The organism is Limnohabitans sp. MMS-10A-178, from assembly GCF_003063375.1.
In the GTDB taxonomy this organism is placed as follows: Bacteria; Pseudomonadota; Gammaproteobacteria; order Burkholderiales; family Burkholderiaceae_C; genus Limnohabitans_A.
The window spans coordinates 484,400-498,911 of record NZ_NERY01000002.1 but is presented as its reverse complement, the minus strand read 5'-3'; the positions used below and the strand labels follow the sequence as shown (position 1 = coordinate 498,911).

The window sequence follows — 14,512 nt, the reverse complement described above, 5'->3', positions numbered from 1 at the left end:
AAAAAATAGCTCCCTAGGGCGCTATTTTTTTTGAGGTCCTGCTTAAAACATCAAAACGTCAACCCAATCACCCACTTGGGCAGTGCTTTGTTGGTGAGACAAAACAATCAGTGCATTGGCCTGCACCATGGAACTCAAAACACCAGAGCCCTGATTGCCAGTGGTCACCACTTCGAGTTCACCATTGACATTGCGCGACACAATGCCTCTTTGGTATTCGGTTCGACCTGGTTTTTTTCTCAAGACCTCAAGCGTTTTAGCTCTCAACATGGGTGAAGGGCCAGCGCTGGTGCCCATCATTTTCAGCAAGGCTGGTTTGACGAACGCCAGAAATGTGACCATGACGGCCACTGGGTTGCCAGGCAAGCCAAACAAAATAGCAGACCTGTTGCCCTTTTGAATGCGTCCCACCGCCATGGGACGACCTGGGCGCATGGCAATTTTCCAAAACACCACATCGCCCAATTTTTTCATCATGGCTTTGGTGAAGTCGGCTTCGCCCACGCTCACACCGCCGCTGGTAATAATGGCGTCGGCTTTTTCTGCAGCTTGATTGAATGCTTGTTCCAACAAGATGGGATCGTCTTTGACCACACCCATGTCTACCATCTCGCAACCCAATGATTGCAACATGCCATGCACGGTATATCGATTGCTGTCGTAGACAGCACCTTCTCTGGGAGGTTCACCCAAACTTAAAATTTCATCGCCCGTAGAAAAGTAGGCTACGCGCAAGCGCCGAAACACCGACACGGTCGGAACACCTAGACTCGCTAGAAGTCCGGCAGCCGCTGGCGTAATCAAGCCGCCCTTGCTGAGGGCCGCTTTGCCTTGCATGATGTCCTCGCCGCACAACCTGCGGTTGTCGCCAACTTGAAGCAGACCCGCTGGTATTTCAATGGCATCTTCGGCAGTCATCTTGCAAAGCTCTTGAGGCACCACCGTGTTCAAGCCTTGAGGCATGATGGCGCCCGTCATGATCTTCACGCATTCGCCTTCATGGACCTCGCCTTGCCAAGCTTTACCGGCCAAAGCAGTGCCAACGACTTTGAGCGACAAGGCTTGCGTCTTGTTCAATGCAGTGCCGTCAAAGGCATATCCGTCCATTGCAGAGTTGTCATGGGGAGGCACATTGATTGGGCTGATGACGTCTTGCGATGTGACTCTGCCCAGTGCTGCGAAGATATCAACCGATTCCGAGTCTTGAACAGGTTCAAGCAATAGATCCAAAAACTTCAAGACTTCGCTGACTGGCAACGCTTGAGGGTCATAGGCTTCTAGTTTGGCCGCAATGTCAGCCAGTGACGGTGAGTGTGTCATTTGGATTGTTCTAAGCGGTGCAATTCATCCAGGGTGTTGGCATTGAAGAAAGCTCTTGGATCGACATCGTCGGTATCAAAGGGCACCAGCACTGTTGTGTGCTGAGCTGTCCACGCATCAATTTTTCGGCCCCCCGATTGCATGAACTTCACAAGGCTTTCCAACAAACTCACTCGCATCAAGCAAAAGACAGGTTGCGCTCTAACACTGCCGTCTTCCTCTTTGGCAGCGGCCACTGCGATCTCGGCATCTTCAGCGATTAAAGTGTCCAGCAAGCGTTGCGTTAAATTCAATGGGAACAAAGGACTGTCGCAGGGAACGGTGAGAAGCAAGTCTGTTTCGCAACGCTCCAGTCCCGTTAAAAACCCAGCAAGCGGTCCGGCAAAGTTATCGGTGCTGTCGGGCCAGACCTGAACGCCAAAAGACTCGTAGGCCGACAAATTTCGGTTGGCAATAATCATCATCTCAGACACAGTCACTGCGTCTTGCATTTGCAGTCGCATGAGGGTGTGGAGGGTGAGTGGCGTCCCATTGAAGTTTTGCAATCCTTTGTCGACGCCGCCCATTCGAGCACCGCGGCCACCAGCCAAAATCAAACCTGTGATGCTGAGATCGTTCATAAATAAAAGTGTTTCTTAGCTTGCAACTCAGTCAGCCACCGATGTAACTCATCTCGACTTTGCGTTTGGTGCTGCTGGGTGCTGCGTCATTGTCCGTCATGGGCTCCGAGACGCGCAATTCGGAGTATCTGTCATCTCTTTGTGCCCAAATGGCCGCAATGGCTTGCGTCAAAGCCTTGGGGTCTGTTGCACTTCGGACCAGTGGTTTGAGGTCGTAGCCTTGCGTGGCAAACAAACACAAATAAAGCTGACCTTCCGTGGTTAAGCGTGCGCGATTGCAATCGCTGCAAAAGGCCTTGGTGACGCTGCTGATGAAACCAATTTCACCCAAGGCTTCTTCGTGCTTGCCATGTTCATTCAGATAGCCCCAGCGTTCGGCTGTTTCGCCGGCTTGGCTGGCTTTCAGCGGCATGAGTGACATTTCGGCTTGCAAAAGCTTCAGGATGTCGGAACTGGGCATGACCTCGTTCATACGCCAACCATTGGTTGCACCCACATCCATGTACTCAATGAAACGAAGTGCAATGCCTTTGCCTTTGAAATACCGCGCCATGGGCAATATTTCTTGTTCGTTGGTACCCCGCTTGACCACCATGTTGACTTTGATGGGGCCAAGCCCGGCTGCTTTGGCGGCTTCGATGCCTTCAAGCACATCACTGACTGGGAAGTCCACGTCGTTCATGCGTTTAAAAATGGTGTCGTCTAGACCGTCCAAGCTTACCGTGACCCGTTTCAGACCGGCATCCTTAAGTGCTTGAGCTTTGCGAGCCAGCAACGAGCCGTTGGTGGTAAGCGTAATGTCCAGTGGATGGCCATCAAGCGTTTTCAAGGCGGCTAATTGCCCAATCAATATTTCTAAATTTTTGCGCAGCAAGGGTTCGCCACCCGTGAGGCGAATCTTTTCAACGCCCAGCTCAATGAAGCTCTGCGCAGTGCGTGTGATTTCCTCAAAGCTGAGCAATGCGCTGTGCGGCAAATACACGTAGTCATTGTTGAAAATTTCTTTGGGCATGCAATAACTGCAACGGAAATTGCATCGGTCCGTCACGCTGATTCGCAAATCGCGCAATGGCCGGTTTCTTTGATCGCGAAGGGCTTGACCTGATTGCCAAGCGTCAGCAGGTAAGATTTCTGGAACAGGCAAATTTCCGAGTGGCTGACTGATGATGGGAATGACGCGTTCAGACACAAGGAGCCCCAGCTACGGAATGGTTGTGAATCAAGTTGAGTTGCATGCCTGTATTTTGCGCGTAAAAAAGCCCGATCATGTTGCCATGACCGGGCTTTGTGTTGCTAAAGGCTTGGTTTAGCCGTGGAATTGCATCATCAAAGGCACAATGAGCAGGGCCACAATGTTGATGATCTTGATCAAGGGGTTGATGGCGGGGCCTGCTGTGTCTTTGTAGGGGTCACCCACGGTGTCGCCGGTCACAGCGGCTTTGTGCGCCTCTGAGCCTTTGCCGCCGTGATGACCGTCTTCGATGTATTTCTTGGCATTGTCCCAAGCACCGCCGCCGGTACACATGGAAATAGCCACAAACAAGCCGGTCACAATGGTTCCCATGAGCAGGCCGCCCAAGGCTTTGGGGCCCAGAACCAGGCCCACCACTACGGGTACCACCACTGGCAGCAAGCTGGGGATAACCATTTCTTTGATGGCCGCAGTGGTCAGCATGTCAACAGCACGGCCGTATTCTGGCTTGGCAGTGCCTTCCATGATGCCCTTGATTTCGCTGAACTGACGGCGAACTTCAACCACCACCGCGCCCGCTGCACGGCCTACAGCCTCCATGGCCATGGCGCCAAACAAGTAAGGTATGAGGCCACCAATGAATAAGCCCACAATGACCATGGGGTCGGACAAGTCAAAGGAAATGGCTTTGCCATAAGTTTCAAGTTTGTGGGTGTAGTCGGCAAACAAGACCAAGGAAGCCAAACCTGCAGAGCCAATGGCATAGCCTTTGGTCACAGCTTTGGTGGTATTGCCCACAGCGTCCAAGGGGTCTGTGATGTCGCGCACACTGCTGGGCAGTTCTGCCATTTCGGCAATACCGCCAGCGTTGTCGGTGATAGGGCCATATGCGTCCAAAGCCACCACAATGCCGGCCATGGAAAGCATGGACATGGCCGCCACGGCAATGCCGTACAAACCAGCCAGGTTGTAAGACGCCAAAATGGCCATGCACACAAAAATCACGGGCCAAGCTGTGGAGCGCATTGAAACGCCCAAGCCGGCAATGATGTTGGTGCCGTGGCCAGTTGTAGATGCCTGTGCAATGTGCTGAACAGGGCTGTATTGGGTGCCTGTGTAAAACTCAGTGATCCACACCAAGGCGGCTGTCAAAACCAAGCCGACGGCGCAAGCACCGAACAACTTCATTTGGCTGCCGGTGGCCGAAATGGCGTTGTCCGGCATGATCCAGATGGTGACGAAGTAGAAAGCGATGAGTGACAAAACGCCTGCAATGGCCAAACCTTTGTACAAGGCGGGCATCACGTTGGTCATGCCAGGTGAGGCTTTGACAAAGAAGCAACCAATGATGGAGGCCAAAATGGACACTGCGCCCAGGGCGAGGGGGTACATCACGGCATTGCCAGGCGCGCCAGCAATGAGAAGTGAGCCCAAGACCATTGTGGCAATCAAGGTGACTGCGTAGGTTTCAAACAAGTCAGCGGCCATGCCGGCACAATCGCCCACGTTATCGCCCACGTTGTCGGCAATCACGGCGGGGTTGCGAGGGTCATCCTCTGGAATGCCAGCTTCCACCTTACCGACCAAGTCTGCACCCACGTCTGCACCCTTGGTAAAGATGCCACCGCCCAAACGGGCGAAGATGGAAATGAGGGAGGAGCCAAAGGCAAAGCCAATGAGGGGATTCAAGATGGCAGACAACTTAAGGTCGGGAGTGTGGTTGCCATTGCCAGCCAAGAACCAGTAAAAGCCTGTCACACCCAACAGACCCAAGCCCACCACCAGCATGCCGGTAATGGCGCCGCCACGGAAGGCAACGTCGAGGGCAGGGCCAATGCCCTTGGTAGCCGCTTGCGCGGTGCGCACATTGGCTCGAACCGAAATGTTCATGCCAATGAAGCCGCAGGCGCCAGATAAAACGGCACCAATGACGAAGCCAATGGCTGTCAAGCTGTCTAAGAACACACCCATGAGGATGGCCAAGACGACGCCTACGATGGCAATGGTTTTGTATTGTCTGGCCAGATAAGCCGCAGCACCTGCTTGAATGGCGGCTGCAATTTCTTGCATCCGGGCATTGCCAGGGTCTTGGGCCAAAATCCAACCGCGTGCCCAAACGCCATAAATTACGGCGATGAGCCCGCAAACGAGCGCCAAAATCAACGCTGAGTTGCCTGTCATAAATCAATCTCCTTAGTTTTTTACTGCTAGGAGGAGGTGCAACGCTTGAGGTACACCTCCCTGCGTTGCTTCCTCGCCTCCAGAAGGAGTTGATTGGCCAACTAAAGCATTAAAAGGGCAATGTTTGGAAGAAGCAAGCCCTGTGAAAGTAAAATCGGGGTTAATCCTAAGCTTCTTAGGTTTACTTCAACTTTTTATATTTCTGAAAAATGTCCCTAGACAACGTTACCCCCGGCAGCAAAGTTCCCGAACAATTCAACGTCATCATCGAAATTCCGATGAACGCCGACCCTGTGAAATACGAGGTTGACAAAGCCACTGGCGCCATCTTTGTCGACCGCTTTATGAGCACCGCCATGCACTACCCAACCAACTATGGTTATGTGCCCAAAACCATCAGTGGTGATGGCGATCCGGTTGATGTGTTGGTCATTACCCCTGTGCCTCTGATCCCGGGTGTTGTGGTGCCTTGCCGTCCCATTGGTATTTTGAAAATGCTTGACGAGGCTGGCGAAGATGGAAAAATTTTGGCTGTCCCCACCGACAAAATTTTGTCAATCTACACCCAATGGCAAAAGCCTGAAGATTTGAACCCCTTGCGTTTGAAAACCATTGCGCACTTCTTTGAGCACTACAAAGATCTGGAAGTGGGCAAGTGGGTCAAGATTTTGGGTTGGGAAGGCCCAGAGTCGGCCAAGAAAGAAATCTTGGATGGCATTGCAAACTACCAAAAAGCCAACGCCTAAGCCTAATTCAGCCCAGACCGATCACTTCAGCTTCAGAGGTGATCGGGCTTCCAAGTTTTCTAAGTAGGCTTGCACGCCGTGGCCTTCTTTTTCTAAATACCTTTCGACGGCATCGGCAAAACCTGGGTGCGCAAGCCAGTGCGCGCTGTTGGCCTTGACGGGTAAAAGTGCTCTGGCCATTTTGTGCTCACCTTGAGCGCCCCCTTCAAAGCGAACAACGCCTTGGCGAATGCACCACTCTATAGGTTGATAATAGCAAGCCTCAAAATGAAGGCAATCGACACGCTCTAATGCCCCCCAGTAGCGTCCGTAGGCCACTTGGTTGAACAGTCCAATCAAGCTACATGCAATGCGTTGCCCGTCTTTTTCAGCAATGAACAGAACCCAGTTTTGTGCCATATGGTCTTGCATGCCTTGAAAAAATTCTCGGCTGAGATAGGGGGCATTGCCATGTTCAAAATAGGTTTGTGAATAACATTTGTAAAAAAAGTCCCAATCGGTGCTTTGAATTTGCGCGCCTTCAAAAGCCTTGAAAGTCACGCCGGCCTCGCTCACTTTCCTTCTTTCTTGCTTTATTTTTTTGCGTTTTTCCTGGTTCATGGCCCCCAGAAAATGCTCAAAATCCGTGTACGAATCGTTGTGCCAGTGAAACTGCACCGTGTGCCGGCTGAGCCAGCCTGCTGCCTCAGTGGCCTTGACCTCTTCATTGGACAAAAACAGCACATGCAAAGATGACCAGCCTTCTTGCTGGGCCAACTCAACCATGGCCGACAAGAGGGCAGATTGGCTGGCAGGAGAGTCCGCCAACAAGCGGGAGCCTGGCACAGGGGTGAACGGCACAGCAGCAACGGCCTTGGGGTAGTAGTTCAAACCGTGCCTTTGGTAGGCGTCTGCCCAAGCCCAATCGAATACATATTCCCCGTAAGAATGAGGCTTGATGTAAAGCGCCGCAGCGCCAGCCAAGCGACCACCCCCCGTGCCTTTGGTGCCAAGCGCTGAATGTCTCAAGGTCAGTAGGCAAAGTTTCCAACCTGATTTGGCGGAGGCTGATCCGCTGTCTTCCATGGCGCAGAGGTAAGCATGGGACATGAAGGGGGTCGCCTCGGTTTGTTGACCCAATAAAGAATCCCAATCCTTCGCAGAAACATCGTGCATCGAATTGAGCACCTCAATGACATAATTGTTGGAATTGAATTCCTTCACCTGTATGACCCTTCAAATTTGTATTGCCCAACTTAACTTCGTCGTCGGCGACATGTCGGGCAACGCTCGCAAAATCATCGACGCTGCTCGCAAGGCATATGGCCAAGGCGCAAGGCTGGTTCTCACCCCCGAGTTGGCCATTTGTGGCTATGCGGCCGAAGACCTGTTGCTTCGTCCAGCGTTTATCGATGCCTGCGATGATGCCTTGAAAACAGTGGCCCGAGAGTTGGCTGGGTTAAAAGGTTTGCATGTGGTGGTGGGGCATCCCGATGGCGGCGGCATTCAAAGCCGAAGTGTGTCCGTCTCAAAACGGTTCAACCGTGCCAGTGTTCTGTGCGAAGGGCAGGTCGTTGCGTCATATGCCAAGCAAGAGTTGCCCAATTACCAAGTTTTTGACGAGCGGCGGTACTTCACTCCTGGAAGCGAGTCTTGTGTTTTTGAGCTTTCAGGCGTCAAGATGGGATTGCTCATTTGTGAGGACGCTTGGTTTGAGAGACCTGCCCAAAAAGCCAAGGAGGCTGGCGCGCAGCTGTTGCTTGTTCTGAATGCCTCCCCGTTTCATGTGGGCAAAGGGCTTGAGCGCGAAGTTCAAATGGGGCAACGCGTTCAAAATTGTGGCCTGCCATTGGTTTATGCGCATTTGGTTGGCGGTCAAGATGAAGTTATCTTTGAAGGCCGATCATTTGCTTTGAACGCCAAAGCCGACGTTGTTGCGCGCGCGCCAGCCTTCCAAGAATGCATGCCAACGATTACCGTTGATTCGACCGCTGTAGAGGGCCAATTGAATATCACTGGCACGATGGCCAGCGGCGGTGGTTCTTGGCAAGAAGACTTGTGGCATGCCTTGGTGTTGGGCATTCGCGATTACTTGGGCAAGAACGGATTCCCTGGCGCTCTGTTAGGACTTTCAGGCGGAATCGACTCTGCCTTGGTGCTGGCATTGGCGGTGGATGCCCTGGGTGCAGACAAAATTCATGCGGTCATGATGCCATCTCAATACACTGCAGACATCAGCTGGATAGACTCGCGCGAAATGGTCAAGCGACTGGGTGTGCGATACGACGAGATTGCCATTGCGCCCTTGTTTGAGGGTTTTAAATTGGCTTTGGCAGATCAATTCAAAGGCTTGGCAGAAGACACCACCGAAGAAAACATTCAGGCGCGTGTGCGTGGTACTTTGCTCATGGCCATGTCCAACAAAACGGGTGCCATTGTGCTCACCACGGGCAATAAGAGCGAAATGGCCACGGGCTATTGCACCCTGTATGGCGACATGGCGGGTGGCTTTGCCGTGATCAAAGATGTGGTCAAAACACAGGTGTTTCAGTTGGCCGAATGGCGCAACCACAATGACCCCTATGGCACAGGAAAAAATCCTATTCCAGAGAGAATCATCACACGGCCGCCCAGTGCGGAGTTGCGCGCCGATCAAAAAGACCAAGACAGCCTGCCGCCTTACGAAGTCTTAGACGCCATCGTGCAAAGGTACATGGAAAATGATGAGGGAATTCAGGCATTGGTGGCCGATGGTTTTGACCAGGCTGACGTCGAGAAAGTCACTCGTCTCATCAAGCTCAACGAGTACAAACGCCGGCAATCTCCTGTGGGAATTCGTGTCACACACCGCAGTTTTGGCAAAGATTGGCGTTATCCTATTACCAATCGATTTCGAGCTTAACTTTTCCCGACTGGACCTTAATCATGAAACAAATCACAGCCATCATCAAACCATTCAAACTGGAAGAAGTGCGTGAGGCACTGGCTGAATGTGGTGTCACTGGACTCACTGTGACGGAAGTCAAGGGATTTGGTCGCCAAAAGGGTCACACAGAGTTGTATCGGGGTGCCGAATATGTGGTCGACTTTTTGCCCAAGGTGAAAGTTGAAGTGGCCGTGAAAGATGGCGATGTGGAACGCTGTGTGGATGCCATTGTGAAAGCGGCACGCACCGGCAAAATTGGCGATGGCAAAATTTTTGTTACCTCCGTTGAAAAGGTCATTCGCATTCGCACCGGCGAGCTAGACGACGACGCGGTCTAAGCTTTAAATGGCCTGACTCAGGAAGGGCGTTGGCATGCCTGCAGCTTGTATCAAGCGGGGCAACAACTGATGGGCATCAGAATCTGACTGAATGAGGTCCATTTGCCATGTGTCCATAAATCGCTGCTTAACAACGCTGTTGAGGAACGTCAATAAGGGGTCGTAGTAGCCGTTCAAGTTTAAGAGGCCAATGGGCTTGTTGTGATAGCCCAACTGACGCCAAGTCCATACTTCAAAGAATTCTTCGAAGGTGCCAATACCGCCTGGCAAAGCGAGAAAGGCATCTGCGCGTTCAGCCATCATGCTTTTGCGCTCGTGCATGTTTTCAACCACATGCAGTTCGGTGCAACCGTTGTGAGCCCATTCCTTTTCTACCAAGGCGCGAGGAATAACCCCCACCACCCGGCCACCCGCCGCTAGCGTAGCGTCTGCCACAACGCCCATCAGGCCATTTCTGCCACCGCCATAGACCAGTTGCCCGCCGTGCTGGGCTATCCATTGCCCCACTTGAACAGCAGACTCTGTGAAGGCAGGTTCATCGCCAGGTTTAGAGCCGCAGTAAACGCAAAGTGAAAAATTAGGATCAGGCATGGATGTAGTTCCAAATGGCTGTACCCCAAATTCCCAGACAGAGAAGAAGGCTGAGAAGCACAGCAGCACTTCCCATATCCTTGGCGCGTTTGGACAAAGCATGCCATTCTGTGCCAATGCGGTCGATGGCTGTTTCAATGCCGGTATTGAGCAACTCAACCACCATGACCAAAATAACGGAGCCACACAATAGGGCTACTTCTACCCAAGTCTGCCCTAGCCAAAAGGCAGCCGGAATGAGGAAAATGGCAAGTAAAGCTTCTTGACGAAACGCTGTCTCTCCCCAGCCTGCTTTGAGTCCTGCTAGGGAGTAGCCACCCGCGTGGAAAATTCTGGACAGTCCCTTTCGGGCCTTTTGGGGATTCACATTGTCAGTGGTCATGGCGCGAAGGTGGCGGTGGATTTCAGGGTTTCTTTTGAACATCCACCAGCTGCGTACCGGCCCAGACGTCATGCCAATATTGTCGACGTATTTGAAAACGACTAGAAAGAGCCCACACAAAGACCCAGACCAAAATGAGCAAGCCCACCGCAGCGGGTGGGAGTTTGAAGGGGTAAGCCAAGACGATGGGGGGCAAAAACCAAACCCAGCTCAGAACATACCGCCAGAGCGCGCGCGCTTGAGTGAGGGGCTGGCCTTTGGCATCCACCACGCGAATGTGCCAAGTTTTCATAGCCAGTGTTTGACCCTTGGACCACAACCAAGTGAAATAAATGCCAAAGATTAGAAACAAGAATGCTTGAAGTCCGTGTCGATTGTCTAGGGCGTGCTTGGTTTGGCTGAGCGTGCCAAACAAGTAGCCAGCCACAAAGACCACCCCAAACAACAACATGCCTTCATAAAACCAACAAGCCATCCGCCTTCTCAAGGAAGGGGTGGTTAAAGGGTTTGAGCTTTCCGATGGAACTTTAGCTTGCTCATCTTGCTGGATGGGTACTTCGCTCAACTCAGGTGCCCTCGGGTGCGACCACTGTGGTTGGCAGCAATGTTTTTTTGTCGATCACAATGATGGGCACGGATTTGTTGGCACTCTCTGTAGGTGGTGATTTACCCTGCAAAGGAATGACTTTTTGAGGCGAGGGGGCCTGTGAGGCTGTGGCTGCACCTTGAATTTTGGTGGTTTGCTGAGCTGCCAGTTTTTTTCGGTCGTCTTGGCTGAGGGCTTGGTAGGCCTCCCACTGGCTTTTCTTTTGATCAGACCCAAGGGTCTTGGTTTCGTTGAAACTGAGACGTGCTTGGGCTCTTTGTTGGGGGCTGAGCGCAGCCCAATCGGCCATTCTGTTGTGTAGCGTTGCTTGTTCGCGTGGCGATAAATTGTCAAAATTGTTTGACATGACCAACCATTTGTTCCTTTGGGCGAGGCTAATTTGAGCCCAATGGGGCGCAAGGGGCGCAAGAGCCTTTTTTTGCGATTGCGTTAAATTTTGCCAATGTGAATTTGCCACTTTGGTCGAGCTGTTTGGGTCTGTTTGCGGGGGTGCGTTTTGCGCAAACGCAAGCCCTCCAACCCACACTAAGGAAGCAATGAAAACAGCAGCAAAAGCGCGCGAAAGCATCAATCGGAGCCTTTGGGGTCAGCTGGGTTGGACTTGAGAAAGATTAAAAAACCAGGGTCTGTATACGCGCTGGGAGGAAGGTCGTCTGTGAGCAGTTCGGCATCAAGTTGGGCAATTTCGTTGGCGCGAAACTCATTTTGAAAAACGTGAATGGTGGCCAAACCAAAAAGCAAAGCGATTAGTGGCAGTACTGAGGCGAGGCGACTCCACAAGTTCAAACCTTCATCGAGATTGCCAATGCTGGTGCCGATGGCAGGGGCCAACTGGGGAGCGAGGACGCGCAAAGGCTCAGGCTTTCGCATTGCAACGGCTTGCATTCTGGCCACCCGCAAGCGCTCGCTGATGTCGTGAGGCAGATCGATAGCGTGTTCGTTGAGCTGGCGTGCAATAGCCTGACCCACCTGGTCAACACGATGTAGGTTTGAAATGGCGTTCGATTTCATTTGTTAAATCCTTTGGCGCGAAGTGCTTTACTCAGCGCTTGAACAGCCCGAGAACAGTGAGTTTTGACACTGCCTTCAGTGCAGCCCATGGCAACTGCCGTCTCAGAAAGGTTCATTTCCTCCCAATAACGCAGCAGGAAGGCTTCTCGTTGACGTGGCGGCAATTCTTGTATTTCTGCCTCAATTTGATGAAAAATTTGTTTCCGTTGTGTTAAATCTTCCGCACTTTCACCCAGACCTGGCTCGCTCAGCCCCCCTAAATTCTCCAAAAAGTCCAAATCTTCACCTTCGGCATCCGTGCCAAAGTCGCTCATGTTTGAAAACAGGGCGTTGCGGGTTTTTTGGCGGCGAAACCAATCGAGTGTGGTGTTGGACAAGATTCGCTGAAAGAGCATGGGCAGCTCTGTTGCCGGCTTGTCACCGTAGTGGGTGGCCAGCTTGATCATGCTGTCTTGCACAATGTCCAAGGCAGATTCCTCATTGCGCACGTGATACAGCGTGCGTTTGAAGGCTCGCTTCTCCGTGGTTTTGAGGAAATCAGAAAGTTCTTGTTCGGTGGCCAAAGTTAGAAACCAATTTCGGCACTCATTTTGTGCGAACTGGATTATGGCATTCTGACCCCCTATAATGCTTGGTTGCAATTGAAAAAACGCAAACGGATCACCATCCGGCCAAAGTGCTCACATGCGCAGGCTCATGTTGGTGGTCTTAAGTTCTGATGCAACTTCACAAGAGTCCTGCAAAAGAGCACCCAAGGTTTTTCGTTAGAGAAATTCACAAAGGTTGAATATGGAAATCTCCAAAGCTGAAATGGCCAATGCGGCCCATGCTGCCGCTGCAGCCTCGTCGTCTCCCGCCGAATTGCGGGGAGGCGAAATCCTCGTCAAAGCCCTCCAAGCCGAGAACGTCAGGTACATCTGGGGTTACCCAGGCGGTGCAGTGTTGCACATCTACGACGCCTTCTTCAAACAAGACACTATTCAGCACGTGCTGGTTCGCCACGAGCAAGCTGCCGTGCACGCAGCCGACGGCTATGCAAGGGCCACTGGCGATGTCGGTGTTGCCATGGTCACGTCCGGGCCTGGCCTGACCAATGCCGTAACGGGAATTGCCACTGCCTACATGGACAGCATTCCCATGGTCATCATCAGCGGGCAAGTTCCCACTGCGGCCATTGGCCTAGATGCTTTTCAAGAGTGCGACACCGTAGGCATTACCCGTCCTATTGTCAAACACAACTTTTTGGTCAAAGATGCCCGCGACATGGCCATGATCATGAAGAAGGCCTTTCACATTGCCCGCAGTGGCCGCCCCGGTCCTGTCGTGGTCGATGTTCCAAAAGACGTATCTTTCAACAAGGTGCCTTATCACGGCTATCCTGAATCCGTTGAAATGCGCTCCTACAACCCAGTGCGCAAGGGCCACAGTGGCCAAATTCGCAAAGCCCTCCAATTGCTGATGGCTGCCAAGCGTCCCTACATTTACACGGGTGGTGGCGTTCTTTTGAGCAATGCTTCAGCAGAATTGCGCCAGTTGGTCAACATGCTGGGCTACCCCGTCACCAACACGCTCATGGGTCTTGGCGCATTTCCTGCCACCGACCCCAAATTTCTGGGCATGCTGGGAATGCACGGCACGTGGGAAGCCAACAACGCCATGCAACACTGCGATGTATTGTTGGCCGTGGGCGCACGCTTTGACGACCGCGTCATTGGCAACCCCAAACACTTTGCGCAAAACGAGCGAAAGATTATTCACATCGACATCGACCCCTCCAGCATTTCAAAGCGAGTGAAAGTTGATGTGCCTATCGTGGGTGATGTCAAAGACGTCCTCATTGAACTGATCGCCATGATCAAAGAGTCAGGCCTCAAACCCGACAACCATTCGCTGGGCGCTTGGTGGTCTACCATCGATGGATGGCGTCAACGCAACTGTATGAAATACGACAGTGAAAACACCGAGGTCATCAAGCCCCAAAAAGTCATCCAAACTTTGTACGACATGACCAAAGATGCCGATGCTTACGTCACATCAGATGTCGGCCAGCACCAAATGTGGGCAGCCCAATACTACAAGTTTGACGAACCCCGTCGCTGGATCAACTCTGGCGGTTTGGGCACCATGGGTGTGGGCATTCCTTATGCCATGGGCATCAAGTTGGCCAAGCCGGAGTCTGAAGTGTTTTGCGTCACGGGCGAAGGCTCTGTGCAAATGTGCATTCAAGAACTTTCTACCTGTTTGCAGTACAACACGCCCATCAAAATTTTGTCCTTGAACAACCGCTATTTGGGCATGGTTCGACAGTGGCAAGAAATTGAATACTCGGGTCGTTACAGCCACAGCTACATGGATGCCTTGCCCGACTTCGTTAAGCTGGCCGAGGCTTATGGCCACGTGGGCATGCTCATTGAACGACCTGAAGACGTTGAGCCAGCATTGCGCGAAGCTCGCAAGCTCAAAGATCGCACAGTGTTCATGGACTTCCGCACCGATCCCACAGAAAACGTGTTCCCAATGGTTCAAGCAGGCAAGGGCATTACAGAAATGTTGCTCAGCCCTGAAGACCTTTGATCCCCTTTTGAATTAACTAAAGAAGAATCTATTGACCGCCAAGCC

General features: G+C 52.2%; 15 protein-coding genes. 4 read left to right on the top strand and 11 right to left on the bottom strand.

All coding sequences use genetic code 11. The annotated features are described in order from the left end of the window. Nucleotides 1-42: 42 nt before the first annotated feature. The 4 genes from glp to B9Z32_RS11305 all read right to left on the bottom strand — a co-directional run bounded on the left by glp (nt 43) and on the right by B9Z32_RS11305 (nt 5,313). Nucleotides 43-1,320, bottom strand: a complete 1,278-nt coding sequence (gene glp, locus B9Z32_RS11320; RefSeq protein WP_108421514.1) for a gephyrin-like molybdotransferase Glp — start codon at nt 1,318-1,320, stop codon at nt 43-45. Continuing rightward, complete coding sequence (mobA, locus tag B9Z32_RS11315) at nt 1,317-1,940, bottom strand: molybdenum cofactor guanylyltransferase MobA (RefSeq protein ID WP_108421513.1); 624 nt, start codon at nt 1,938-1,940, stop codon at nt 1,317-1,319. Before mobA ends, glp begins: the two co-directional genes overlap by 4 nt. A gap of 31 nt (nt 1,941-1,971) precedes the next feature. Further along, entirely contained in the window at nt 1,972-3,129 is a 1,158-nt protein-coding gene (moaA, locus tag B9Z32_RS11310; RefSeq protein WP_108421512.1) for a GTP 3',8-cyclase MoaA, read from the bottom strand. 117 nt (nt 3,130-3,246) lie between these two features. Next, nucleotides 3,247-5,313, bottom strand: a complete 2,067-nt coding sequence (locus tag B9Z32_RS11305) for a sodium-translocating pyrophosphatase (protein ID WP_108421511.1) — start codon at nt 5,311-5,313, stop codon at nt 3,247-3,249. Nucleotides 5,314-5,522: 209 nt separating this feature from the next. Here B9Z32_RS11305 and ppa point away from each other — a divergent pair, with 209 nt between their 5' ends. Further along, nucleotides 5,523-6,059 (top strand): inorganic diphosphatase, encoded by a 537-nt coding sequence (gene ppa, locus B9Z32_RS11300; RefSeq protein WP_108421510.1) that lies wholly within the window; start codon nt 5,523-5,525, stop codon nt 6,057-6,059. Nucleotides 6,060-6,080: 21 nt separating this feature from the next. Here ppa and B9Z32_RS11295 read toward each other — a convergent pair whose 3' ends face one another. Continuing rightward, entirely contained in the window at nt 6,081-7,214 is a 1,134-nt protein-coding gene (locus tag B9Z32_RS11295) for a GNAT family N-acetyltransferase (protein WP_108421620.1), read from the bottom strand. A 52-nt stretch (nt 7,215-7,266) separates the two neighbouring features. On the opposite strand from B9Z32_RS11295, the gene B9Z32_RS11290 reads away from it, so the two are divergent. Further along, nucleotides 7,267-8,940 (top strand): NAD+ synthase, encoded by a 1,674-nt coding sequence (locus B9Z32_RS11290; protein WP_108421509.1) that lies wholly within the window; start codon nt 7,267-7,269, stop codon nt 8,938-8,940. 23 nt (nt 8,941-8,963) lie between these two features. After that, nucleotides 8,964-9,302: a P-II family nitrogen regulator gene (locus B9Z32_RS11285; protein ID WP_108421508.1), complete on the top strand. Its 339-nt coding sequence runs from the start codon at nt 8,964-8,966 to the stop codon at nt 9,300-9,302. 3 nt (nt 9,303-9,305) lie between these two features. Here the strand turns inward: B9Z32_RS11285 and B9Z32_RS11280 are convergent, their stop codons facing one another. The 6 genes from B9Z32_RS11280 to B9Z32_RS11255 all read right to left on the bottom strand — a co-directional run bounded on the left by B9Z32_RS11280 (nt 9,306) and on the right by B9Z32_RS11255 (nt 12,456). Then, the gene (locus tag B9Z32_RS11280) at nt 9,306-9,893 is read right to left on the bottom strand and encodes a TIGR00730 family Rossman fold protein (protein WP_108421507.1); all 588 of its coding nucleotides are present in this window, start codon (nt 9,891-9,893) and stop codon (nt 9,306-9,308) included. Continuing rightward, nucleotides 9,886-10,275, bottom strand: coding sequence for a diacylglycerol kinase (locus tag B9Z32_RS11275; RefSeq protein WP_108421619.1), 390 nt, complete (start codon nt 10,273-10,275; stop codon nt 9,886-9,888). Before B9Z32_RS11275 ends, B9Z32_RS11280 begins: the two co-directional genes overlap by 8 nt. Before the next feature lie 22 nt (nt 10,276-10,297). Beyond that, complete coding sequence (locus tag B9Z32_RS11270) at nt 10,298-10,762, bottom strand: RDD family protein (RefSeq protein WP_369909942.1); 465 nt, start codon at nt 10,760-10,762, stop codon at nt 10,298-10,300. 79 nt (nt 10,763-10,841) lie between these two features. Next, complete coding sequence (locus B9Z32_RS11265; RefSeq protein WP_108421505.1) at nt 10,842-11,450, bottom strand: DUF3106 domain-containing protein; 609 nt, start codon at nt 11,448-11,450, stop codon at nt 10,842-10,844. Further along, nucleotides 11,450-11,893: a DUF3619 family protein gene (locus B9Z32_RS11260; RefSeq protein ID WP_108421504.1), complete on the bottom strand. Its 444-nt coding sequence runs from the start codon at nt 11,891-11,893 to the stop codon at nt 11,450-11,452. Before B9Z32_RS11260 ends, B9Z32_RS11265 begins: the two co-directional genes overlap by 1 nt. Next, a complete protein-coding gene (locus tag B9Z32_RS11255) occupies nt 11,890-12,456 on the bottom strand; it encodes an RNA polymerase sigma factor (protein ID WP_108421503.1) in 567 nt (188 codons plus the stop codon). The genes B9Z32_RS11260 and B9Z32_RS11255 overlap by 4 nt, the downstream gene beginning before the upstream one ends. Nucleotides 12,457-12,682: 226 nt before the next feature. Between B9Z32_RS11255 and B9Z32_RS11250 the strand changes: the two genes are divergently transcribed. Next, complete coding sequence (locus B9Z32_RS11250) at nt 12,683-14,467, top strand: acetolactate synthase 3 catalytic subunit (RefSeq protein WP_108421502.1); 1,785 nt, start codon at nt 12,683-12,685, stop codon at nt 14,465-14,467. Nucleotides 14,468-14,512 lie beyond the last annotated feature (45 nt).